The organism is Phreatobacter sp., assembly GCF_016793595.1.
Taxonomy (GTDB): Bacteria; Pseudomonadota; Alphaproteobacteria; order Rhizobiales; family Phreatobacteraceae; genus Phreatobacter.
In genome coordinates this window covers 280,589-301,274 of record NZ_JAEULY010000015.1, presented here as the reverse complement: position 1 = coordinate 301,274, position 20,686 = coordinate 280,589, and the positions used below count along the sequence as shown (strand labels likewise).

Genomic DNA, 20,686 nt, shown 5'->3' with positions numbered 1-20,686 from the left:
CCGCCGGCGGAGATCGATTCCGACTGGCTGGTGAAGGAAATGGCCGCCGACGTGGCGCTGCTCGACGCGCCGCCCCCGGTCCCCGTGCCGGCGGAGCAGCATGAGCCGCGCTCGGGACAGGGCGTGCTTGGCGTCCACGGCGTCTGGAAGAGCTACAAGGGTCGCGCGGTCGTCCGCGGCGTCAGCCTCGACGTGCGCCGTGGCGAGGCGGTCGGCCTGCTCGGCCCCAACGGCGCTGGCAAGACCACCGTGTTCTATATGATCACGGGGCTGGTCGAGGCCGACAAGGGTCATATCGAGCTCGACGGTCACGACATTACCGCGCTGCCCATGTATCGCCGCGCCCGCCTCGGCATCGGCTACCTGCCGCAGGAGGCCTCGATCTTCCGCGGCCTCAATGTCGAGGACAATATCCGCGCCGTCCTCGAAGTGACCGAGAAGGACAAGGCCAAGCGCGAGCGCGAACTGGACGAGCTGCTCGACGAGTTTACCATCACCAAGCTGCGCAAGAGCCCGGCCATCGCGCTCTCCGGCGGCGAGCGGCGTCGCCTCGAAATCGCCCGCGCGCTGGCCACCAAACCGTCCTTCATGCTGCTCGACGAGCCCTTCGCCGGCATCGACCCCATCGCGGTCGGCGATATTCAGAACCTCGTCAGGCATCTGAAGGAGCGCGGCATCGGCGTGCTCATCACCGACCACAATGTCCGCGAGACGCTCGGCCTCATCGACCGCGCCTACATCATCCATTCCGGCCAGGTGCTGATGGAGGGTTCGCCCGCCGAGATCGTCGCGAACCCCGACGTGCGCCGGCTCTATCTCGGCGAGGAGTTCCGGCTCTAGCCTCTACCGCCGCGTGGCGGAGTGCGGCGACGAATGGTGGTGCAGGATCATCCAGCGCCCCTCGCGCCGGACCACCAGCATGGAGAAGCGCGACGGACGCGGGGCATTCCCCTCCGCCGCGCGCGCGAAAGCATAGAAGCCGGTGCCCAGCACCGCGTCTGGCCCGAGAACGAGCGTGCGCCGTTCGGTGATTCGGTTCGACCTGCCGCTGCCGGGCAGTTCGTCGAAGTAGGTTCTGATCTGTTCGGTGCCCTCGGAGATCACCGGGCTGGTCGTGCCGAGCAATATCGCGTCGGGCGCATAGAGCCCGACCACGCCGTCCCTGTCATTGGCGCTGTAGCGCGCGACCCAGGCGTCGATAACGGCATTGGCTTCGTCGGCCGGGGCCGGGGAGGGCGGGAAACGCCGATGCGCTCACCAGCAGGCAAACGGCAAGAACAAGGCGCGCGACCATGGTCTCTCTCTCGTGAGGTCTGCCGGAAGAGAATAGGGAAACGGGTCCGCTGATTGAATCCGGCGTCATCCGGGGCCCTTAACCGATCCGTCATCTGATCTATGGCATGAACCTTGCTAACCGCGCCCGCCCATCTATGATGCAGCGCGGTAAACCCTAGGGACGCTCCTGATCCGATGGCGCTGTCAGCCAGACTAGAGCTTCGCGTCGGCCAGTCGCTGGTCATGACGCCCCAGCTCATGCAGGCCATCAAGCTCCTGCAGCTGTCGAATCTCGACCTCGTCGCCTATGTCGAGCAGGAGCTGGAGAAGAACCCGCTTCTGGAGCGCGCCGACGCGCCCGAGCCCGCCGTGGACGGCGAGGCGGCCGATGCCGCCCCTGCTGCCGCCCCCGGCGATGCCCAGGACGGCGACTGGCTCGGCGACGACATGGGCAACAGCCGCACCGAGATCGAGGAGCGGCTCGGCACCGATCTCGAAAACGTCTTCCCCGACGACAAGGGCCCCGAGGCCAAGCATGTCGACGCCGCCTCCGATCCGATGACCTCGTCCTGGGCCAATGTCGGCTCCGGCGGCAGCGACAACGAGGACTACAACCTCGAAGCCTTCGTCTCGGCCGACCTGTCGCTGGCCGACCATCTGTCGAACCAACTCGTCCTGGCGGTCGAGACCCTGTCCGACCGGCTGATCGGCCAGATGCTGATCGACTCGGTCGACGATGCCGGTTACCTGACCGTCACGGTCGAGGATGTCGCCGACCGGCTCGGCGCGGAAGCCGCCGATGTCGAGAGCGTGCTGGAGGTGATCCAGAGCTTCGAGCCATCGGGCGTCGCCGCGCGCAATCTTGCCGAATGCCTCGCCATCCAGCTCCGCGACAAGAACCGTTTCGACCCGGCCATGCAGGTGCTGGTCGCCCATCTCGACCTGCTCGGCAAGCGCGATTTCGCCGGCCTGAAGAAGCTCTGTCAGGTGGACGATGAGGACCTCGCCGACATGGTGTCGGAAATCCGCCGGCTGAACCCGAAGCCGGGCCTCGCCTTTGGTTTCGCGCCGGTCCAGCCGCTGGTGCCGGACGTCATGGTGCGCTCGGGCCCCGATGGCGGCTGGATCGTCGAGCTCAATACCGAGACCCTGCCGAAGGTGCTGGTCAACCAGAGCTATTACTCGCGCATTTCCAAGACCGCGAAGAACGACACCGACAAGACCTTCCTCGCCGATGCGCTGCAGACGGCGACCTGGCTGACCCGCGCGCTCGACCAGCGCGCCCGCACCATCCTGAAGGTCGCGACCGAGATCGTCCGCCAGCAGGACGCCTTCTTCGCGCTCGGCGTGCAGTATCTGAGGCCCTTGAACCTCAAGACCATCGCCGACGCCATCGGCATGCATGAATCGACGGTGTCGCGCGTCACCTCGAACAAGTCGATCGCCACGAGCCGCGGCATTTTCGAGATGAAGTACTTCTTCACCTCGTCGATCGCGAGTTCGGAAGGCGGCGAGAGCCATTCGGCCGAGGCCGTGCGCTACCGCATCAAGCAGATGATCGATGCCGAGACACCGGACGACGTGCTCTCGGACGACGCGATCATGGACAAGCTGAAGGAAGCCGGGATCGACATCGCCCGCCGCACGGTCGCGAAATATCGCGAGGCCCTGCGCATTCCGTCCTCGGTGCAGCGCCGGCGCGAGAAGCAGGCCATGGCGGTGTGAGCTGTTACTCCGCCGCCAGCGCCAGGTCGTCGCGGTGGATCATCTCGGTGCGGCCCTTGTAGCCGAGCACAGCCTCCACGGCCTGCGAGTTGCGGCCCATGATCTGCACGGCGGCGACCGCGTCGAAGGCGACGAGGCCGCGGCCGACCTCAGCTCCGTCCGGACCGCGCACGATCACGGCGTCGCCGCGCTCGAACACGCCATCGACCTTCTTCACGCCTGCGGGGAGGAGGCTGCGCCCCTTGCGCAGGGCGTCGACCGCGCCGGCATCGAGCCAGAGCACGCCGCGCGGCTCCAGCGAGCCGGCGATCCACTTCTTGCGTGACGTGACCGGGCTCGCGGGTGCCAGAAACCAGGTGCAGGGGCCACCGCCCTCGATGCGCGCGAGCGGAGCCTCGTGCTTGCCGGAGGCGATGACCATGGCCGTGCCGCCGGTGGTCGCGATCTTGCCGGCCTCGACCTTGGTGGTCATGCCGCCGCGCGAGGTCTCCGAGGCGGCTCCCCCGGCCATGGCCTCGATCTCGGCGGTGATGCGCGGCACGACCGGGATCAGCGTCGCGGCCGGGTCCTTCTGCGGCGGCGCCGTATAGAGCCCGTCAATGTCGGAGAGCAGGACGAGGCAGTCGGCGCCGACCATGGTCGCGACACGCGCCGCCAGCCGGTCATTGTCGCCGTAGCGGATTTCGTCGGTCGCCACCGTGTCGTTCTCGTTGACCACCGGCACGGCGCGCACGGCGAACAGCGTCTCGACGGTGTTGCGGGCGTTGAGGTAGCGGCGGCGCTCCTCGGTGTCGTTAAGGGTCACGAGGATCTGGCCGGCGACGATGCCATGGCGGCCAAGCACTTCGGACCACGCGCGCGCCAGCGCGATCTGGCCGACGGAGGCCGCCGCCTGGCTCTGTTCGAGGCCAAGCGGCCCCTTCGGCAGTTTCAGGATGGTGCGGCCGAGCGCGATGGCGCCGGACGAGACGACCAGGATGTCGGCCCCGCGCGCGGCGTGGCGGGCGATGTCCTCGCCGAGCGTATCCAGCCACGCCTGTTTCAGCGCGCCCTTCTCGCCGTCGACAAGCAGCGACGAGCCGACCTTCACGACGATGCGGCGGAACGAGGAGAGGGTGGGAATGGCGGTCATGGGCGGCAGACGGATAAGCCCGCCGCGGGAGGCGGCGGGCCATTGAGGACTGCGGTTTAGACGATTGCGCGCCGCGGAGGCAACGGTCCCGTCAGTTCGCCGCCGGCACCCGCTCGTCGATGCCGCGGATGTAGAAGTTCATGCCGAGGATCTGCGGGTCGGACAGCGTGCCATTGCCCTCGCAGGGCACGGTCGTTCCGTCCTGCCGCACCACGGGACAACGGAACGGATGCAGCGTGCCCGCCTTGATCGCGGCCTCCGTCGCTTCCGCCATGGCCTTCACGTCGGCCGGCATGTTGGTATAGGGCGCCATGTGGACGAGGCCGGTATTGAGGCCGCCCCAGGTGTCGCCGGAGGTCCACTTGCCGTCCAGCATCGCCTGCACGCGCTGGGTGTAGTAGGGCACCCAGTCGTTGACGATCGAGGTCAGCTGCGCCTTCGGGCCGAAGCGGATCATGTCGGAATCCTGCCCGAAGGCGAGGATGCCGCGCTGCTCGGCGATCTGCATGGCGGCCGGCGAATCCGTGTGCTGGGACAGGATGTCCGCGCCCTGGTCGGCCAGCGCCTTGGCGGCGTCCGCCTCCTTGCCGGGATCGTACCAGGAGTTCACCCAGACGATCTTGATCTTGATGTCCGGCCGGATCGACTGAGCGCCCAGCATGAAGGCGTTGATGCCGGACACCACCTCGGGGATGGCGAAGGAGCCGATATAGCCGACGGTGCCCGTCTTGGAGAGGCGCGCGGCGATCTGGCCGAGGATGTAGCGGCCCTCGTAGAAGCGGCCGGCATAGGTGGCGAGATTAGCCGAGCGCTTGTAGCCGGTGGCGTGCTCGAAGCGCACGTTCGGATGGCGGCGGGCGACGCGCTCGGTCGGGTCCATGAAGCCGAACGAGGTCGTGAAGATCAGGCGGTGGCCGGTGCGTGCGAGCTGTTCGATGACGCGCTCGGCATCCGGCCCCTCGGCCACCTTCTCGACGAAGGTCGTCTCCACCCGGTTGCCGAACTGGCGCTCGATGGCCTGCCGGCCGACATCGTGCTGGTAGGTCCAGCCGTGGTCGCCGACCGGGCCGACATAGACGAAGCCGATCTTCAGCTTCTCCTGCGCGTAGGCGTAGCCGAGGCCCGCCGCCGCGCCGGCGGCGGCCACCGCCGCCACGGCCAGCATCTTCCATCGTCCGAAGGTCTTCAGCGTCATTGCCTGCGCTCCCCTGCGAGCATGGCCGTTGTGGCCTGTGGCGGCGATGGTGCAGCGCCCGCGCGAAGCGATCAAGCGGGGAATGGCGTCACGAAAGTCGGATGGGTCAAGACCGCAATGCCGGCAAGCATCCTGCCGGTCTGCTGACACGCTTCGGGTAGCCGCCCGACAAGGTGCGCCGCCATTCGAGCCGCTGAGGAGAGACGCCATGACGACGCAGAATATAGCCAGTGATTTCGTGGCGCTGCTGAAGGTGGGCAAGGACCACGAGGCCGCCGCCAGGTACAATGCCGACGACATCGTCAGCTACGAGGCGATGGACGGCCCGATGGCCGAGATGCGCGGCAAGGAGGCACTGCGCCAGAAGGGCGAGTGGTGGGTGACCAGCCACGAAGTCCACAGCGCCGCGGTCGAGGGGCCTTATGTCAACGGCGACAGTTTCTGCGTCCGCTTCACCTATGACTTTACCCGCAAGGAAACCGGCGAGCGGCTGAAGATGGACGAGATCGGCGTCTATCAGGTGAAGGGCGGCAAGATCGCGAGCGAGCGGTTCTTCTACGCGACGTGAGGCCCGTGCGGGCGGGCGGCACAGATTTGGAAGGGCGCAAAGCTACCCATCATGCCCGGGCTTGGTCCGGGCATCCACGAATTCCTTCATTGCCCTGCCCAGGTCGTGGATGGCCCGGCCATGATGATGAGGTTCCGGCTATTCACCGAGTCTCCCAGCCGGCCTGGGTCCCTCACTCCTTCGCGACGCTCATGTCCGGCGCGTAGGGGTTCTTCATGCCGACGACATTGTAGCCGGCGTCGACGTGGTGAATCTCGCCGGTCACGCCGCGCGACAGGTCCGACAGGAAATACATGCCGGAATCGCCGACCTCCTCGATGGTCACGGTGCGGCGCAGCGGCGCGTTGTACTCGTTCCACTTGAGGATGTAGCGGAAGTCGCCGATCCCGGAGGCCGCCAGCGTCTTGATCGGGCCGGCCGAGATGGCATTGACGCGGATGTTCTTCTCGCCGAGGTCGGCCGCCATGTAGCGCACGCTCGCTTCAAGCGCTGCTTTCGCGACGCCCATGACGTTGTAGTGGGGCATCCACTTTTCGGCGCCGTAATAGGTCAGCGTCAGCAGCGAACCGCCATCCGTCATCAGCTTCTCGGCGCGCTGGGCGATGGCCGTGAAGGAATAGCAGGAGATCAGCAGCGACTTCGAGAAATTGCCCTCGGTCGTGTCGACATAGCGGCCGGTCAGCTCGTCCTTGTCGGAAAAGGCGATGGCATGCAGCACGAAATCGAGCTTGCCGCCGAACACTTTCGACGTTTCCGCGAAGACAGCATCGATGGTCGCCGCGTCGGTCACGTCGCAATGGCCGACGACATGGCCGCCAACCTCGGCCGCCAGCGGCCGCACGCGCTTCTCCAGCGCATCGCCCTGATAGGTGAAGGCGAGCTCGGCGCCCTGGTCGGCGCAGGCCTTGGCGATACCCCAGGCGATGGAGCGGTTGTTCGCCACCCCCATGATGAGGCCGCGCTTGCCCTGCATGATGCCCGCCATGTCGTTCCTCGCCCGGCGTTTTTGACTGAAAATCAGCCGGACCCTATGCCATTGCGGGCGCTGCGGTGCAAGGCGAGAGGCCCGGAAAGCGGCGCTGCCGTCAGGTCAGCTCCCTGATGCCGCCGGCGGTCTCGATCCGCGCGATGTAGCGCGACCGGGCTCCTGCGCGCACGACAGGGGCGCCGATCGCGCCGAGTTCGCGATGGAGAGCGTCGATACGGGCGGAATCCGGGTATTCCAGCGTGAAGGAGACCAGTCGCGCGCCGAGGTCGGCGATGGTCGCCATGGATCGCGGCTGGCCCCGGCGGTCGATGATCGAGGGCGCGGCGCCTCCCAGCGGCAGCGAGCCGTCGTGGGGAATGGCGAAATCGAAGGCCGGTGTGTCGTGTGGCAGCGCCACTTTTCGCCCGAAGGTCGATTCGCGGCCTGCCAGCACGGCATCGATGGCATCGGTCCGCGCGACCCAGCCCTTGAGCCGGCGGCCGGCGTCCCAGTCGGCGCGAACCTGCGCCCCGTCGTCGAGGCCGAACCAGCGGCGGTGCGGCGGCTGCGCGCCTGAAGGGTCGAGCGCGATGATTTCCAGATAGACGGAACCGCCGAGCTGAATCAGGTGATTATGCGTGCCCATGGTGAGGTGCCGCTGGCCGAATGGCACGTCGAGGCCGAGACAGCCGCGCACATGCGCGACGCCTTCGACAAGACTTGGCGCGACGACGGAGAGGTGGTCGAGCTGAATCATGGGGGATGGCGGCCGGACCTAGAGTCCCTCGCGGGGATTGGTCTTGCGACGGTCCTTCAGGACGCGCGCGAAGCCCTCGAGATCGGGACTTGCTTCCGGCAGCACGATTCGCACGGTCACGTAGAGATCGCCCGGATTGCCTTCAACGGGCAGGCCCTTGCCGCGCAGGCGGAAGGTCTTGCCCGACGAGGTCATGGCGGGGAGCGTCAGCTCCACCTCGCCGTCGAGGGTCGGCGCGCGCACCTTGCCGCCGAGGATCGCCTCGTCCAGCGCAACCGGCAGATCAAGCGTCAGGTTCCGGCCCTCGGCCTTGAAGGCGGAATGCGGCTCCACCGACACCACGACATAGGCGTCGCCCTGCGGGCGGCCGAGGCTGCCCGGCTTGCCCTTGCCCCGCAGGCGCATGCGGTGCCCCTCGCGCGTGCCGGGCGGAACCTTCACGTCGACGGCCTCGCCGGTCGGCAGCACGACGCGCTGGGTCGAGCCACGGGCGGCGTCGAGGAACGGCACCTTGATGGTCAGCGTGATGTCCTCGCCGCCGGCGCGGGGCGGCGGACCAGGCTCGAACGGATCGGGGCCGGCGCGGCCCGCCCGCCCGCCGGTCATGCCGGAGAGGATGTCGAAGAAATCGTCCATCGGCGGCGGGCCGGCCTGGCCGCCACCGGGCCGGTTGGTCGAGCGGCGGAAGCCGTCCGGTCCGAACGAGAAGCTCTCGAAAATGGTTTCGCCGGAGGGTCCGGCCTGCGGACCGGCGCCCGGCCGGCCGCGCGAGAAGCCCTCGAAGCCGGTGAAGCGCGGCTTGCCCTCGGCATCAATCTCGCCGCGGTCGAAACTCTTGCGCTTGTCGGCATCCGACAGCAGTTCGTAGGCATTGTTCAGTTCCGCGAAGCGGTCCTGGGCTTTCGGATCGTTCGCATTGGCGTCCGGGTGCAGCTGTTTCGCCTTCTTGCGGAAGGCCTTCTTGATCTCGTCGGCGCTGGCCGAGCGCGCGACGCCGATCACGTCGTAGGGATCGCGTGCCATGGTGGTCCTTGAAAAGCCGGCGCGCGGGCATGCGGCCGGCCGTGGGAATGGATTTGCTGCCCTGCAATGTGGGTAGCTTCCGCCAGCTTCACAAGTTCGCGAAGCCGCGAAGCCGGACGCCTGTCAGGTCCGCCGCCAGGGACGCAGTTCCACGACGGCCCAGGGGCCGACCGTACGGCAGGCGCGGCCGTCGAACCAGACCTCCTTGCCGTCCTTGATGGCGCTGCCGAGGAAGTCGCGGCAGGTCTGGCCGTTCGTGCCGCTGGCGCGCTGCATCGCGGTCACCGTGCCGCTCATGCCGCTCTGCGGATTGTCCCACGGCAGGCTCGGCGTGTCGGCGCGGTCGGCGAGAGCCTCCATCAGCTTCGCCTTGGCGGCGTCCCAGTCGGCCTGCGGGATCGGCAGACCGCCCTGCGCGGCGGGCGCTTCGCTCGCTGCCGGGGGCCGGCGAACCGAGCCGGTGGTCACGGGGTCGGTGGCCTGCGCCGCCATCTGCGCGGTGCCGGGGGGTGTCGTATTGGTGCGTTCCCAGAGGGAGGGCAGCGTCATGGCGCAGCCCTGAAGGCCGAGGAAGCCGGCGAGAACGGTGGCGAGGCGCGCCCTGCGGCGGCCGCATGGGCGAACGTCGGCGGGCGGGCATGGGCTGCCCCCCGCGCTTTCGCTATAGATGCGGCGGACGCCTGCCGTTTCACCCATACGCCTGCAACTCCCGAGCTTTTGATGGCTCTGGAGACACTCAACATCGGAGTTGGTTAATGTCCGGTTCGGATCAGGACGATTTTACGCAAATCGACGAGCCCTTCGTCCTGTTCGACCGGTGGCTGGCCGACGCCACCGCGTCGGAGCCGAACGACCCGACCGCGATGGCGCTCGCCACCGTCGATGGCGATGGTCTGCCGAACGTGCGGATGGTGCTCCTGAAGGGCGTCGATGTCAGGGGTTTCGTCTTCTACACCAACACCGAGAGCGCCAAGGGCACCGAGCTGATCGGGCAGGGCAAGGCGGCCGCCGTATTCCACTGGAAGTCGCTGCGCCGGCAGGTGCGGGTGCGCGGGCCGGTCGAGCGTGTCACCGACGCCGAGGCCGACGAATATTTCGCGACGCGCCCGCGCGGCAGCCGCATCGGCGCCTGGGCGAGCCAGCAGTCGCGGCCGCTGGAAAGCCGCTTCGCGCTGGAAAAGGCGGTGGCGACCTACACGGCGAAATACGCCATCGGCGAGGTGCCGCGTCCGGCGCACTGGACCGGCTTCCGCATCCTGCCCGTCTCCATCGAGTTCTGGCACGACCGGCCGTTCCGCCTGCACGACCGCGTGCAGTTCCGTCGGGACAGGCCGGAAGGGCCGTGGGCGGCGAAGAGCCGGCTCTATCCGTGAGGCGATAGCGACGGGTCTGCTGGGGCTGCCGGCAGAGCCTCGCTCTCGTCCTTCAGTGCCACTCCGGTCAGCCTCCTGCGGAAAGCCTCGCCGATCAGCCAGCCGAGCCTGAGGGCGGCGGCCTCCACGGGCAGCCCCTCGGGTCGGATGTTCGAGACGCAGTTGCGCTCCGAATCCATCCGGCCCGGGCGTGCGTCGAAGGTGAGATAGGCGCCGAGGCTGTCTGGGGAGGAGAGGCCCGGTCGCTCGCCGATCAGCACCAGAACCGCCTGCGCGCCAAGCGCCTGGCCGATGGCATCGCCAAGCGCGACGCGCGCGCCGGTGGCGATGACGGCCGAACTGAGCGGAATGCCCATCTTTTCCAGGAGCGGGCGCAGGGCTTTCACCAGCGGCACGGCATGGGCCTCGACCGCCGTTGCCGACAGGCCGTCCGCCACCGCGACGACGAGTTCGCCGGCTGCGCCATCGGGCTTCAGCACCGCACGCGAGGCCTCCGACAGGTCACGCCCCCAGTCCGGTCGGCGCAGATAGGCGGCGCGATCCGCCGCCCGGCTCGTCGCGTCAACCGTGACGAGCCCCTCCGCGCGCAGCATATCCGCGAGCGTCCGGCTGTCGAAATCGGCGTGAACGGCATCGCGCGCCCGTGCGTGCGCCAGGGCAAAGCGCAGCACCTCGCGCGTCGGCAGCGAGCCGCCGGCCCGTCCCAGCGCGATGCGCGCGGGCGTCGCCGCCGTGAGATGCCGCCAGGGATCGGCGGGGTTGCGGTCGGGCGGCTGGGCCATGGCCTATTCCGCCGCGATCAGCCGATGGCCGGGATCGGGTGGCCTCAGGCGGCCTTCCGCATCCGCGATGCCCATGCGCTGAAGCCAGCCCTCGAATTCCGGCGCGCGTTTCAGGCCGAAAGCCTCGCGCACATAGAGCGCGTCGTGGAACGAGGTCGACTGGTAGTTGAGCATCACGTCATCCGCGCCCGGCACGCCCATGATGTAGGAGACGCCGGCCGCCGCGAGGCAGGTGAGCAGCGTGTCCATGTCGTCCTGATCGGCCTCGGCGTGGTTGGTGTAGCAGACGTCGCAGCCAAGCGGCACGCCCATCAGCTTGCCGCAGAAATGGTCCTCCAGCCCCGCCCGGATGATCTGCTTGCCGTCGTAGAGATATTCCGGGCCGATGAAGCCGACGACCGTGTTGACGAGCAGCGGCGAGAAGGCCCGGGCGACCGCATAGGCGCGCGCCTCCAGTGTCTGCTGATCGATGCCGTGATGGGCTTCCGCCGACAGGGCCGAACCTTGGCCCGTCTCGAAATACATGACGTTGTCGCCGACCGTGCCGCGCTTCAGCGAGCGGGCCGCGTCGAGCCCCTCCTTCAGCACCGACAGCGAGATGCCGAAGGCTTCGTTCGCCTTCTGCGTGCCAGCCACCGACTGGAACACGAGATCGACCGGCGCGCCGCGCTCGATCAGCTGGATTGACGAGGTGACGTGCGTGAGGATGCAGCCCTGGGTCGGGATTTCGTGACGCTGGATGATCGCGTCGATCAGCTTGAGCAGGTCGCCGATGCCGGGGAGCGAATCCGAGGCGGGGTTGATGCCGATCGTGGCGTCTCCCGCCCCGTACATCAGCCCATCGACGATGGAGGCGGCGATGCCGGCGGCATCGTCGGTCGGGTGGTTCGGCTGGAGCCGGACGGCCATGGTGCCTTTCCGGCCGATCGTGTTGCGGAAGCGGGTGACGACCTCGCATTTCCGCGCGGCGAGGATCAGGTCCTGGTTGCGCATCAGCTTGGAGACGGCCGCCGCCATTTCCGGCGTGATGCCGGGCGCCAGCGCCGCGAGCGCGCCGGTCGTCGCGGCCTCCGACAGCAGCCAGTCGCGGAATTCGCCGACGGTCAGATGCGCCACGGCCGCGAAAGCGCCGATGTCATGGCTGTCGAGGATGAGGCGCGTCACCTCGTCGGCCTCGTAGGGGATCAGCGGTTCGGCGAGGATCGCCTTCAGCGGCAGGTCGGCCAGCACCATCTTCGCCGCGACGCATTCCTCCATCGTTGCTGCGGCGATACCGGCGAGCTGATCGCCCGACCGAGGCGGCGAGGCCTTGGCCATGAGGTCCTTCAGGTCCGCGAAGGCATAGGTGGTCCGGCCGGCATTGGCACGGAACGGCATTGTTGATCCTCGCTGGATGCTTATCTGTCCGAACTGGTCTATGGAGTGTAGCCCACGGGCCGCCGAGGTCCATTCCTCCGCACAGCGATGACATGCCCAAGGATCCGACGATGAACCAGCCGCGTCGAACCATGCTCCTGACCGGTGCCAGCCGCGGCATTGGTCACGCCACGGTGAAGCGCTTTTCCTCGGCGGGATGGCGGGTCATCACCTGTTCGCGCCAGTCCTTCCCGGAGAACTGCCCGTGGGAGATGGGGCCGGAGGATCACATCCAGGTCGATCTGGCGGACCCGGCCGACACCGAGCGCGCCATCGACGAGATCAGGACGCGGCTCACCGGCGGCCGGCTGGAAGCCCTCGTCAACAATGCCGGCATCTCGCCGAAGGGCGAGGGCGGCGCGCGGCTCGATTCGCTGCATACCCCGCTGAAGGTCTGGCAGCAGGTCATGCAGGTGAATTTCTTCGCCTCGATCCTGCTGGCGCGCGGACTTCTGAAGGAGCTTGCCGAGGCGAAGGGATCGGTGGTGAACGTCACCTCCATCGCGGGGTCGCGGGTCCATCCCTTCGCGGGCGCGGCCTATGCCACCTCCAAGGCGGCGCTCGCCGGCCTCACTCGCGAGATGGCCGCCGATTTCGCGCCGCACGGCATCCGCGTCAACGCCATCGCGCCGGGCGAGATCGACACCTCGATCCTGTCGCCGGGCACCGAGAAGATCGTCGAGCAGATTCCGATGCGCCGCCTCGGCACGCCGGACGAGGTTGCGAAGATCATCTACGTGCTGTGCACCGAGACATCGAGCTATCTGAACGGCGCCGAGATCCACATCAATGGCGGCCAGCACGTCTGAGCGATTGTCTCAGAAGTAGCGGCGCAGCTCCTGCGCGACGGCCGCCGGGTCGCGTGCGACGTCGAAGGTCGAGATGAAGCGACCGCTCTTGTCCATCAGATACACGAAGACCGTGTGGTCCATCGTGTAGTTGCCGCCTTCCAGCGGCACCCGGCGGCCATAGGCCCGATAGGCGCGCATGGCGGCCTGCACCTGTTCGTCGGTGCCGGTGAGGCCCCTGATGGTGGGGTGGAAACTGCCCATATAGGCGGCCATCAGCTCCTGCGTGTCGCGGGCGGGATCGACGGTGATGAACACCGTGTTGACCTTCGCGGCATCGGCGCCCATCCGGTCGAGCGCCTGGGTCATCTCGAACAGCTTGGTCGGGCAGATGTCCGGGCAATGGGTGAAGCCGAAGAAGATCAGGCTCGGCTTGCCGGCGAGGTCCTGTTCGGTGAACGGCTTGCCGGTCTGGTCGGTGAGCTGGAACGCGCCGCCGATGGCGGAGGGCGCTGTTGCCATCTGGCCGCCACGCGGCATGGTGAAGTGCACCACCAGCGCGAGAATGCCGAGGCCACCAACGAGAAGCGCCAGCGACAGGATCAGCGCGGCGGAGCGGGAGCGGCGGCCGGGGGCGCCCGGGGGCGAGGAGGTCATGGCTGTCTCAGAAGCACCAGGCGAGGCCGGCGGCGAGCGTGTCGAGGAACACTTTCGTGCCCTGCGTCCACCACAGGAGGCCCGAGGTCAGGGCGAGCGCCACTATGCCGATGCCGGCCGCCCAGAGGGCGATCCGCGGCGTCTCCGCTTCCAGGTCCGGAACCGTGTCGGGCGTCATGACGTCTATGTAATCCTTGGCGAGGCCGGACGCAAAAGGCGCTTGCGCGCGGCTGGTCCCGTTTTCGTGAGTGAGTCGGATGAGAAAACAGGCCCGCCTCCTTGCGTCATGTCCGGGCGCGGCCCGGGTATCCACGAATTCCTGTCATGTCGTGTTCAAGTCGTGGGTGGCCGGGACAGGCTCGGCCATGACGCGATAATGCTGCCCCGGAAGGCGCTCTTCGATCGATGATCCGCCCGGACGACCTCCTCCTGCCGACGCCGCAAGGGCTCTACTGTCCGCCCGCCGGCATCCATATCGACCCGGTGCGGCCGGTCGGGCGAGCGCTGATCTCGCACGGCCATTCCGACCACGCGCGCGCCGGCCACGGCGCGGTGCTCGCGACATCGGCCACGCTGAAGATCATGGCGATCCGCTATGGCGAGGATTTCGCCGGCAGCGAGCAGGCGGCGGAATGGGGCCGGCCGGTTACCATCAACGGCGTCACTTTCACCTTCCACCCCGCCGGCCACATCCTCGGTTCGGCGCAGATCGCGGTCACGTGGCGCGGCCTGACCATCGTCGCTTCCGGCGACTACAAGCGCGCGGCGGACCCGACGGCCGAGGCTTTCGAGGTCGTGCCCTGCAACGTCTTCATTACCGAGGCGACTTTTGGCCTGCCGGTCTTCCGCCACCCGTCCGCGCGGGACGAGGTGGCGAAACTGCTCGCCTCCGTGCGGCTGTTCCCGGAGCGCGCCCATCTGGTTGGAGCTTATTCGCTCGGCAAGGCGCAGCGGATCATGGCGCTGATCCGCGCCGCCGGCTACGCGCGGCCGATCTACATTCACGGCGCGGTCGAGAAGCTGACGCGATTCTATGAGAGCGAGGGCATTGCGCTCGGCGACATCCGCCTCGCCAAGGAGGCGTCGAAGGCCGATCTCGCGGGCGCCATCGTCATTTGCCCGCCGGGCTCCATGCGCGACCTCTGGGCGCGGCGATTTCCCGATCCGGTGACCTGCTTCGCCTCCGGCTGGATGCGGGTGAGGGCGCGGGCGCGGCAGGGCGGCATCGAACTGCCGCTGATCGTCTCCGACCATGCCGACTGGGACGAGCTGGGCGAGACGATCCTTGACACCGGAGCGGAGGAAATCTGGGTCACTCACGGGCAGGAGGACGCGCTCGTCCACTGGTGCGGTACGCGGGGATTGCGGGCGAAGCCGCTGCGGCTGGTGGGATACGGCGACGAGGGAGAGACGGAGCCTGCTATTGGCGATGCGACGCCGGCGGAGCCTTCGCCATGAACCGATTCGCCGCCCTGCTCGACCGCCTCGCCTACGAACCGCGCCGCAACGGCAAGCTGGCGCTGATCGCGGACTACCTGCGCAATACGCCGGACCCCGAGCGCGGCTTCGCGCTTGCCGCCATGACCGGCGCGCTGTCGTTCAGACACGCCAAGCCCGGCCTGATCCGCGGCCTCATTGCCGAGCGCACCGACCCCGTTCTGTTCGCGCTGTCCTACGACTATGTCGGCGACCTCTCGGAGACGGTCGCGCTGATGTGGCCGGCTCCGCCCAAGGCGGCGAACGACGATGTTGCCCGCCCCGGCCACAACGCCCCGCCCGCGCCAACGCTCTCGGAGGTCGTCGGGACGCTCGCCACCGCCTCGAAGACCGAACTGCCGAGGCTCATCGCCGGCTGGCTCGACCATCTCGACGAGACCGGCCGCTGGGCGCTGCTGAAGCTGATCACCGGGGCGCTGCGGATCGGCGTCTCCGCGCGCCTCGCCAAGACGGCGGTCGCCGCGTTGGGAGCGAGGGAGCCGGACGAGATCGAACTGGTCTGGCCGGGTCTCGCGCCGCCCTACGAGGACCTGTTCGCCTGGGTGGAAGGCCGCGCGCCTCGGCCGGAAGCTACCGATCCCGCGCCGTTCCGGCCGCCCATGCTGGCTCATGCCATCGAGGACGGTGATTTCGACAAGCTGGACCCTGTCGACTTCACCGCCGAGTGGAAGTGGGATGGCATCCGCGTTCAGGCAGCGGCTGGGGCCACAGCCGCCGGCCGGCGCGTCGCGCGGCTCTATTCGCGCACCGGCGAGGACATCTCCGGCGCCTTTCCCGATCTCGCCGAGGCCATGGATTTTGACGGCGCCATCGATGGCGAACTGCTGATCCTGCGCGAAGGCCGCGTGCAGAGCTTCAACGTGCTCCAGCAGCGGCTGAACCGGAAGCAGGTGACGGCAGCCATGCTCGCCGATTTCCCCGCCCATATCCGCGCCTATGACCTGCTGTTCGAGGCTGGCGAGGATCTGCGGGACAAACCCTTCCTCGAACGGCGCGCGCGGCTGGAGGCGCTGGTCGCCGGCCTCGCGAATCCGCGCATCGACCTCTCGCCCCTGGTGCCCTTCGCGTCGTGGGGCGCGCTTGCCGGGTTTCGCGCAAACCCTGAGGCGGCTGGGGCGGGCGAGGACGCCGCCGCCATCGAGGGGCTGATGATCAAGCGGCGGGATGCGTCCTATCTGCCGGGCCGACCCAAGGGGCTCTGGTACAAGTGGAAGCGCGACCCGATGGTGGTCGATTGCGTGCTGATGTACGCCCAGCGTGGCCACGGCAAGCGCTCCAGCTTCTACTCCGACTTCACCTTCGGCGTCTGGCGCGGCGAGATGGGCGCGGACGAGCTCGTCCCCGTGGGCAAAGCCTATTTCGGCTTCACCGACGAGGAACTCGGCCAACTCGACCGCTTCGTGCGCAACAACACGATCAACCGCTTCGGACCGGTGCGCGAGGTGACGCACACCGCGCGCGAGGGGCTGGTTCTGGAGATCGCTTTCGAGGGATTGCAGCGCTCGACGCGCCACAAGTCCGGCATAGCCATGCGCTTCCCGCGCATCTCGCGCATCCGCTGGGACAAGCCGCCGGGCGAGGCCGACCGGATCGAGGCGCTGGAGAAGAGGTTGGTCGGCTAGCCCGGCATCATCTTGCGCAGCGCCTCGGCGGTCGTGGCATCGGCCGGCAGGAAGGTCTCGATGGCGAGTTCCGATAGCGTCACGTCGATGGGCGTGCCGAACACCGTCGTCGCGGAAATCAGCGTCAGGAGCCCACCCGAAGTCTTCAGCCGGATCGGCACGAACAGCTCGCCTGCCTCCTGCCCCTTCTTCGGATGCGGGTGCGAGAACGGCACGGGATAGCCGGAGACCTCCTTCAGCAGACCTTCTAGCACCGGATCGGCGGTCAGTTCGATCTGCCGCCTGAGTCGCGCCAGCAGGTGGCCGCGCACCTCCCCCAGATTATCGATGCGCGGCGAGATACCCTTCGGGTTCAGCGCCAGGCGCAGCATGTTGATCGGCGGCGTCAGAAGCGCGGGATCGCAGCCTTCGAGGAAGGGCGCGATAGCGCGGTTATGCGCGACCAGCGTCCAGTGCCGGTCGAGCGCCACGGCGGGATAGGGCTCGTGGCCGGCGAGCACGATGTCGATGGCCTTGCGGGCGTTGGCGAGGCCGGGATCGTCCAGCCCGCGCTCGGGGAAGATCGGCGCGAAGCCGGCGGCCACGAGCAGCACGTTGCGCTCGCGCAAGGGGATGTCGAGCTGTTCGGCGAGGTTCAGGAGCATCTCCCGGCTCGGCGCGGAGCGGCCGGTCTCCACGAAGGAGAGGTGCCTGGTCGAGATATCGGCTTCCATGGCGAGGTCCATCTGGCTCATCCGCCGACGCTGACGCCATTCGCGCAGGTGATCCCCTACAGGGCGCGCATCTTGGCGGGCGGGAGCGGCGGCGGTCTTGGTGCGGGCTTGGTTCATCATGGACTCACATTAGCGGGGCGCGGGGCGCGCAACCAATGACCTCAGAGGTAATCGACCAGCGCACCGCCGGCCGTCAGCATGGCGACAGTCGCGGAACACAACGGACCGCGCCGGACCCCAACAGGAGCATCCCGTGTCCTTCGCCCTCAACCTCTTCCGCGCCGCCGACACCGCCACCTTCCTGCGCCGCCTGATGGCCTTCGACGCGATCACCTCGGGCGCCATGGGCGTCATGCTGGTGGTGGGCGCCGGCATCCTCGGGCCCCTGCTGAACCTGCCGGTGCCGCTGCTGCGCGCCTCCGGCGCCATCCTGATCCCCTTTGCCCTCTGCGTCGGCCTCGTCGCCGCCCGCGCCGCGACCAGCCGGCCGGCCGTGCTGACCATCGCACTCGTCAACGCCGTCTGGGTGGGCGGCAGCCTCGGCCTGCTGTTCTCCGGCTACGTCAGCCCGAACCTGTTCGGCATGGCCTTCGTCGCCGCCCAGGCAGCCTTCGTCGGCGTCCTCGCCGAACTGCAGGTGATCGGCGCCAAGCGCCTCGCCGCGGAGTGAAGCAAACTCCCCAGGCGCAGCCGTCTCGTCATGGCCGGGCTTGTCCCGGCCATCACGCTTTGAACAGGACGAAGAAGGAAGGCGTGGATGCCCGGCGCAAGGACGGGCATGGCGCATGAGGGGCCGCGGGAAACCGGCTACAGCCAGCCCTTCTTGCGGAAATAGAAATAGGGGCCGATCCCCGAAACCAGCATCAGCGCGATGGCCATGGGGTAGCCGAACTCCCACGCAAGCTCCGGCATGGCCTTGAAGTTCATGCCGTAGATGGTGCCGACCAGCGTCGGCGGCATGAACACCACCGAAAGCACCGCGAAGATCTTCACGATGTTGTTCTGCTCGATGCCGATGAGGCCGAGCGTCGCGTCGAGGAGAAAGGTGATCTTGTTCGACAGCGAATCGCAGTGCTGGGTCAGCGATTCCACGTCCCGCGTCTGGGTCTTGACCAGGGTGCGCACGTCCTTGGACACCTTGCTGCCCTCGATCTCGGTGGCGAGGAACAGCAGCAGGCGGTTGATCGAGACGAGGCTCTCGCGGGCCTTGGAGACCAGTTCGCCCTTGGTGCCGAGAAATTGCAGCACTTCCTGGAAAGGCTTGTCGCGCTGCGTGCCGGTCTTGCGGAAAATGCCGGTCGAGACCTGCTCGATCTCCTCGCTGACCTTTTCGAGGATGTCGGCGACGCGGTCGACGATGGTGTCGAGCAGACCGGTCAGGATCGATTCCGGGCTGCCCTGCACGGTGCCGGGCTTCTGCGCGCGGTTGAGGAACAGATTGATGGGTTTCGGCGTGTCGTAGCGAACGGTGACCAGCCGGCCGGGCGCGAGCACGAAAGAAATCTGCGTCAGTTTCGGCGTGCCGAGCTCGGTGTTGCAGAGCAGGGTGGCGGTCATGTAGCGCACGCCGTGATCGACATAGAGCCGGCTCGACGGTTCGATCTCCAGCATTTCCTCGTGGGTCGGGATCTCGATGCCGAGGCAGCGCTCCAGGAGCTTGTCCTCGCCGGTCCCGGGTGTCAGCAGATCGACCCACTTCACCTCGGGCGGCACTGCGTCATGCGTCGTCTCGACCCTGACGAGCGCTTCGTTCTGGACCGCATAGGCATTGAGCATGAGGGACGCACTCCGCGGGTGACGGCTCGGCTTCCGTAGCCGGTTCGGCCGAGGCTGGAAAGCCGGCCGAAGATCAGGGACGCCGGACATGGGCCCGACAACATGACGCGAGCGTGACGATTTGTGGCGGCGCGTCGCCATTGCGGCCGATAGGGGAAGATCGGCTATGAGACCGTCATGCCCGCATTTGCCGCCACGCTGCTGCAGCCCGCCATCACCGGTTTCCTCATCGGCCTTGGCCTGATCGTCGCCATCGGCGCGCAAAACGCCTTCGTATTGCGGCAGGGGCTGCTGCGCCGGCATGTCCTCGCGGTGACGACGGTCTGCGCGCTGTCGGACGCGCTGCTGATCGTTGCCGGCGTCGCGGGGCTGGGGACGCTGGTGCAGTCCTCGCCGGTGCTCATCGCGGCTGCCACGCTGGGCGGAGCGGCGTTTCTCGCCGCCTATGCCGTGAAGGCGGGCCGCCGGGCGCTCGATCCCGGCCGGCTCACCGCCGAAGCGGGACCGGCGTCCGCCGCGCTCGGCCCGACGCTGGCCGCGGCTCTCGCCTTCACCTTCCTCAACCCGCATGTCTATCTCGACACGGTGGTATTGGTCGGCAGCCTGTCGGCGCAGTTCGAGGGACCGGCGCGCGTCGCCTATGCCGTCGGCGCATGCGCCGCCTCGGCCCTGTGGTTCTACGGGCTCGGCTACGGCGCGCGGCTGCTGGCGCCGGTCTTCGCAAGGCCGGCTGCCTGGCGAATTCTGGATGCGCTGATCGCGCTGGTCATGGCGGCGATCGCCGCGAGCCTGTTTCTCGCGTGGTGGCGGGGACCGTGACGCCAGGCAAACAGCGGCCGGTCTTGCGACCGGGCTCAGCCCTTTCCCGGACAAAAAAAGGGCCGGTCTTGCGACCAGCCCTTTAAGTCATTCAGGAGAGGCATGCGGGAAGTCCAAACGTTGCCCGGCCATCGCCGGAAAAACGTCAGTCCATGGCGACGATGTCGCGCCGCGGCTGGGGGGCCGGGGCCGGCTTGCGGGCCGGGATGAAAGGTGCGGCAGCAGCGACCGCGGAAATGCCGATCTGGCCATAGCGCTCCGCGAGGGCGTCGCGCTTGGGGGTGGGAAGGGCATTCGGGGCCGCCGTGGCGGTTTTCATGTTTCGTCTCCATCGGGTCGTTTGCGGGTTGCATGGGCCCGGTTCCGACACCCACGACACTCGCCGCCCGGTGCGGCGTGCGTTCGGCCCGATCGTGAAAGGATCGTGGCAATGCCATGCCGTCTTCTGGACAGGGGTTGGCGACCTCACCTGCAACGGCATGGCAGAAATGCAACAGTTTCAGGGGTTTCGCCGCATTGCGGTCGCTGAATGCGTTGACCCGGCGTCATGCCTTCGCCACAAGGATGACTGTGGGTTGAACGGAACGCGCGAGGTGGATGG

At 67.9% G+C, this 20,686-nt stretch carries 22 protein-coding genes and 1 pseudogene; 9 read left to right on the top strand and 14 right to left on the bottom strand.

The annotated features are described in order from the left end of the window. The first annotated feature begins 39 nt into the window (after positions 1 to 39). On the top strand, positions 40 to 840 hold the full coding sequence (lptB, locus tag JNK84_RS16425; protein ID WP_441343263.1) for an LPS export ABC transporter ATP-binding protein: 801 nt from the start codon (positions 40 to 42) through the stop codon (positions 838 to 840). Between the two features lie 3 nt (positions 841 to 843). On the opposite strand, the pseudogene JNK84_RS16420 reads toward lptB, so the two are convergent. Then, positions 844 to 1,203 (bottom strand): annotated as a pseudogene (locus JNK84_RS16420) (SgcJ/EcaC family oxidoreductase); the annotation flags it as partial. Between the two features lie 267 nt (positions 1,204 to 1,470). On the opposite strand from JNK84_RS16420, the gene rpoN reads away from it, so the two are divergent. Further along, positions 1,471 to 3,000 (top strand): RNA polymerase factor sigma-54, encoded by a 1,530-nt coding sequence (gene rpoN, locus JNK84_RS16415; RefSeq protein ID WP_293425739.1) that lies wholly within the window; start codon positions 1,471 to 1,473, stop codon positions 2,998 to 3,000. 4 nt (positions 3,001 to 3,004) lie between these two features. Here the strand turns inward: rpoN and proB are convergent, their stop codons facing one another. After that, complete coding sequence (proB, locus tag JNK84_RS16410; protein ID WP_293425738.1) at positions 3,005 to 4,132, bottom strand: glutamate 5-kinase; 1,128 nt, start codon at positions 4,130 to 4,132, stop codon at positions 3,005 to 3,007. A gap of 91 nt (positions 4,133 to 4,223) precedes the next feature. After that, positions 4,224 to 5,297 carry a BMP family ABC transporter substrate-binding protein gene (locus JNK84_RS16405; RefSeq protein ID WP_293425931.1) on the bottom strand — a complete coding sequence of 358 codons (1,074 nt, stop codon included), beginning with the start codon at positions 5,295 to 5,297 and terminating at the stop codon, positions 4,224 to 4,226. Between the two features lie 238 nt (positions 5,298 to 5,535). Here JNK84_RS16405 and JNK84_RS16400 point away from each other — a divergent pair, with 238 nt between their 5' ends. Beyond that, a complete protein-coding gene (locus JNK84_RS16400) occupies positions 5,536 to 5,895 on the top strand; it encodes a nuclear transport factor 2 family protein (protein WP_293425736.1) in 360 nt (119 codons plus the stop codon). A 172-nt stretch (positions 5,896 to 6,067) separates the two neighbouring features. Here JNK84_RS16400 and fabI read toward each other — a convergent pair whose 3' ends face one another. The 4 genes from fabI to JNK84_RS16380 all read right to left on the bottom strand — a co-directional run bounded on the left by fabI (position 6,068) and on the right by JNK84_RS16380 (position 9,191). Then, positions 6,068 to 6,880 (bottom strand): enoyl-ACP reductase FabI, encoded by an 813-nt coding sequence (gene fabI, locus JNK84_RS16395; RefSeq protein ID WP_293425734.1) that lies wholly within the window; start codon positions 6,878 to 6,880, stop codon positions 6,068 to 6,070. 100 nt (positions 6,881 to 6,980) lie between these two features. Then, complete coding sequence (locus JNK84_RS16390; RefSeq protein ID WP_293425732.1) at positions 6,981 to 7,619, bottom strand: VOC family protein; 639 nt, start codon at positions 7,617 to 7,619, stop codon at positions 6,981 to 6,983. An 18-nt stretch (positions 7,620 to 7,637) separates the two neighbouring features. Then, positions 7,638 to 8,642, bottom strand: coding sequence for a J domain-containing protein (locus JNK84_RS16385; RefSeq protein ID WP_293425730.1), 1,005 nt, complete (start codon positions 8,640 to 8,642; stop codon positions 7,638 to 7,640). 123 nt (positions 8,643 to 8,765) lie between these two features. Beyond that, positions 8,766 to 9,191 (bottom strand): RT0821/Lpp0805 family surface protein, encoded by a 426-nt coding sequence (locus JNK84_RS16380; protein WP_293425728.1) that lies wholly within the window; start codon positions 9,189 to 9,191, stop codon positions 8,766 to 8,768. A 206-nt stretch (positions 9,192 to 9,397) separates the two neighbouring features. Between JNK84_RS16380 and pdxH the strand changes: the two genes are divergently transcribed. Further along, the gene (gene pdxH, locus JNK84_RS16375; RefSeq protein WP_293425726.1) at positions 9,398 to 10,015 is read left to right on the top strand and encodes a pyridoxamine 5'-phosphate oxidase; all 618 of its coding nucleotides are present in this window, start codon (positions 9,398 to 9,400) and stop codon (positions 10,013 to 10,015) included. Here pdxH and eutC read toward each other — a convergent pair. Next, positions 10,006 to 10,797, bottom strand: a complete 792-nt coding sequence (gene eutC, locus JNK84_RS16370; protein ID WP_293425724.1) for an ethanolamine ammonia-lyase subunit EutC — start codon at positions 10,795 to 10,797, stop codon at positions 10,006 to 10,008. The two genes, pdxH and eutC, sit on opposite strands and share 10 nt — an antisense overlap. Positions 10,798 to 10,800: 3 nt before the next feature. Next, positions 10,801 to 12,174: an ethanolamine ammonia-lyase subunit EutB gene (locus JNK84_RS16365; protein WP_293425722.1), complete on the bottom strand. Its 1,374-nt coding sequence runs from the start codon at positions 12,172 to 12,174 to the stop codon at positions 10,801 to 10,803. A 110-nt stretch (positions 12,175 to 12,284) separates the two neighbouring features. Between JNK84_RS16365 and JNK84_RS16360 the strand changes: the two genes are divergently transcribed. Beyond that, positions 12,285 to 13,022, top strand: a complete 738-nt coding sequence (locus JNK84_RS16360; RefSeq protein ID WP_293425720.1) for an SDR family NAD(P)-dependent oxidoreductase — start codon at positions 12,285 to 12,287, stop codon at positions 13,020 to 13,022. A 9-nt stretch (positions 13,023 to 13,031) separates the two neighbouring features. On the opposite strand, the gene JNK84_RS16355 is transcribed toward JNK84_RS16360, so the two are convergent. Together JNK84_RS16355 and JNK84_RS16350 are read right to left on the bottom strand one after the other, a co-directional pair. After that, entirely contained in the window at positions 13,032 to 13,658 is a 627-nt protein-coding gene (locus tag JNK84_RS16355) for an SCO family protein (protein WP_293425718.1), read from the bottom strand. Between the two features lie 7 nt (positions 13,659 to 13,665). Then, on the bottom strand, positions 13,666 to 13,836 hold the full coding sequence (locus tag JNK84_RS16350; protein WP_293425716.1) for a hypothetical protein: 171 nt from the start codon (positions 13,834 to 13,836) through the stop codon (positions 13,666 to 13,668). A 230-nt stretch (positions 13,837 to 14,066) separates the two neighbouring features. Between JNK84_RS16350 and JNK84_RS16345 the strand changes: the two genes are divergently transcribed. Next, positions 14,067 to 15,116, top strand: coding sequence for a ligase-associated DNA damage response exonuclease (locus JNK84_RS16345; RefSeq protein ID WP_293425929.1), 1,050 nt, complete (start codon positions 14,067 to 14,069; stop codon positions 15,114 to 15,116). Next, on the top strand, positions 15,113 to 16,777 hold the full coding sequence (locus tag JNK84_RS16340; protein ID WP_293425714.1) for a cisplatin damage response ATP-dependent DNA ligase: 1,665 nt from the start codon (positions 15,113 to 15,115) through the stop codon (positions 16,775 to 16,777). The genes JNK84_RS16345 and JNK84_RS16340 overlap by 4 nt, the downstream gene beginning before the upstream one ends. On the opposite strand, the gene JNK84_RS16335 is transcribed toward JNK84_RS16340, so the two are convergent. Next, on the bottom strand, positions 16,774 to 17,610 hold the full coding sequence (locus JNK84_RS16335) for a helix-turn-helix domain-containing protein (RefSeq protein ID WP_441343257.1): 837 nt from the start codon (positions 17,608 to 17,610) through the stop codon (positions 16,774 to 16,776). The two genes, JNK84_RS16340 and JNK84_RS16335, sit on opposite strands and share 4 nt — an antisense overlap. Positions 17,611 to 17,743: 133 nt before the next feature. Between JNK84_RS16335 and JNK84_RS16330 the strand changes: the two genes are divergently transcribed. Then, positions 17,744 to 18,160 carry a hypothetical protein gene (locus JNK84_RS16330; protein ID WP_293425710.1) on the top strand — a complete coding sequence of 139 codons (417 nt, stop codon included), beginning with the start codon at positions 17,744 to 17,746 and terminating at the stop codon, positions 18,158 to 18,160. Between the two features lie 137 nt (positions 18,161 to 18,297). Here JNK84_RS16330 and corA read toward each other — a convergent pair whose 3' ends face one another. Continuing rightward, positions 18,298 to 19,266, bottom strand: coding sequence for a magnesium/cobalt transporter CorA (gene corA, locus JNK84_RS16325; RefSeq protein ID WP_293425708.1), 969 nt, complete (start codon positions 19,264 to 19,266; stop codon positions 18,298 to 18,300). 177 nt (positions 19,267 to 19,443) lie between these two features. On the opposite strand from corA, the gene JNK84_RS16320 reads away from it, so the two are divergent. Next, positions 19,444 to 20,085 carry a LysE/ArgO family amino acid transporter gene (locus JNK84_RS16320; protein ID WP_293425706.1) on the top strand — a complete coding sequence of 214 codons (642 nt, stop codon included), beginning with the start codon at positions 19,444 to 19,446 and terminating at the stop codon, positions 20,083 to 20,085. A 145-nt stretch (positions 20,086 to 20,230) separates the two neighbouring features. Here the strand turns inward: JNK84_RS16320 and JNK84_RS16315 are convergent, their stop codons facing one another. Continuing rightward, on the bottom strand, positions 20,231 to 20,404 hold the full coding sequence (locus JNK84_RS16315) for a hypothetical protein (RefSeq protein WP_293425705.1): 174 nt from the start codon (positions 20,402 to 20,404) through the stop codon (positions 20,231 to 20,233). Between the last annotated feature and the right edge of the window lie 282 nt (positions 20,405 to 20,686).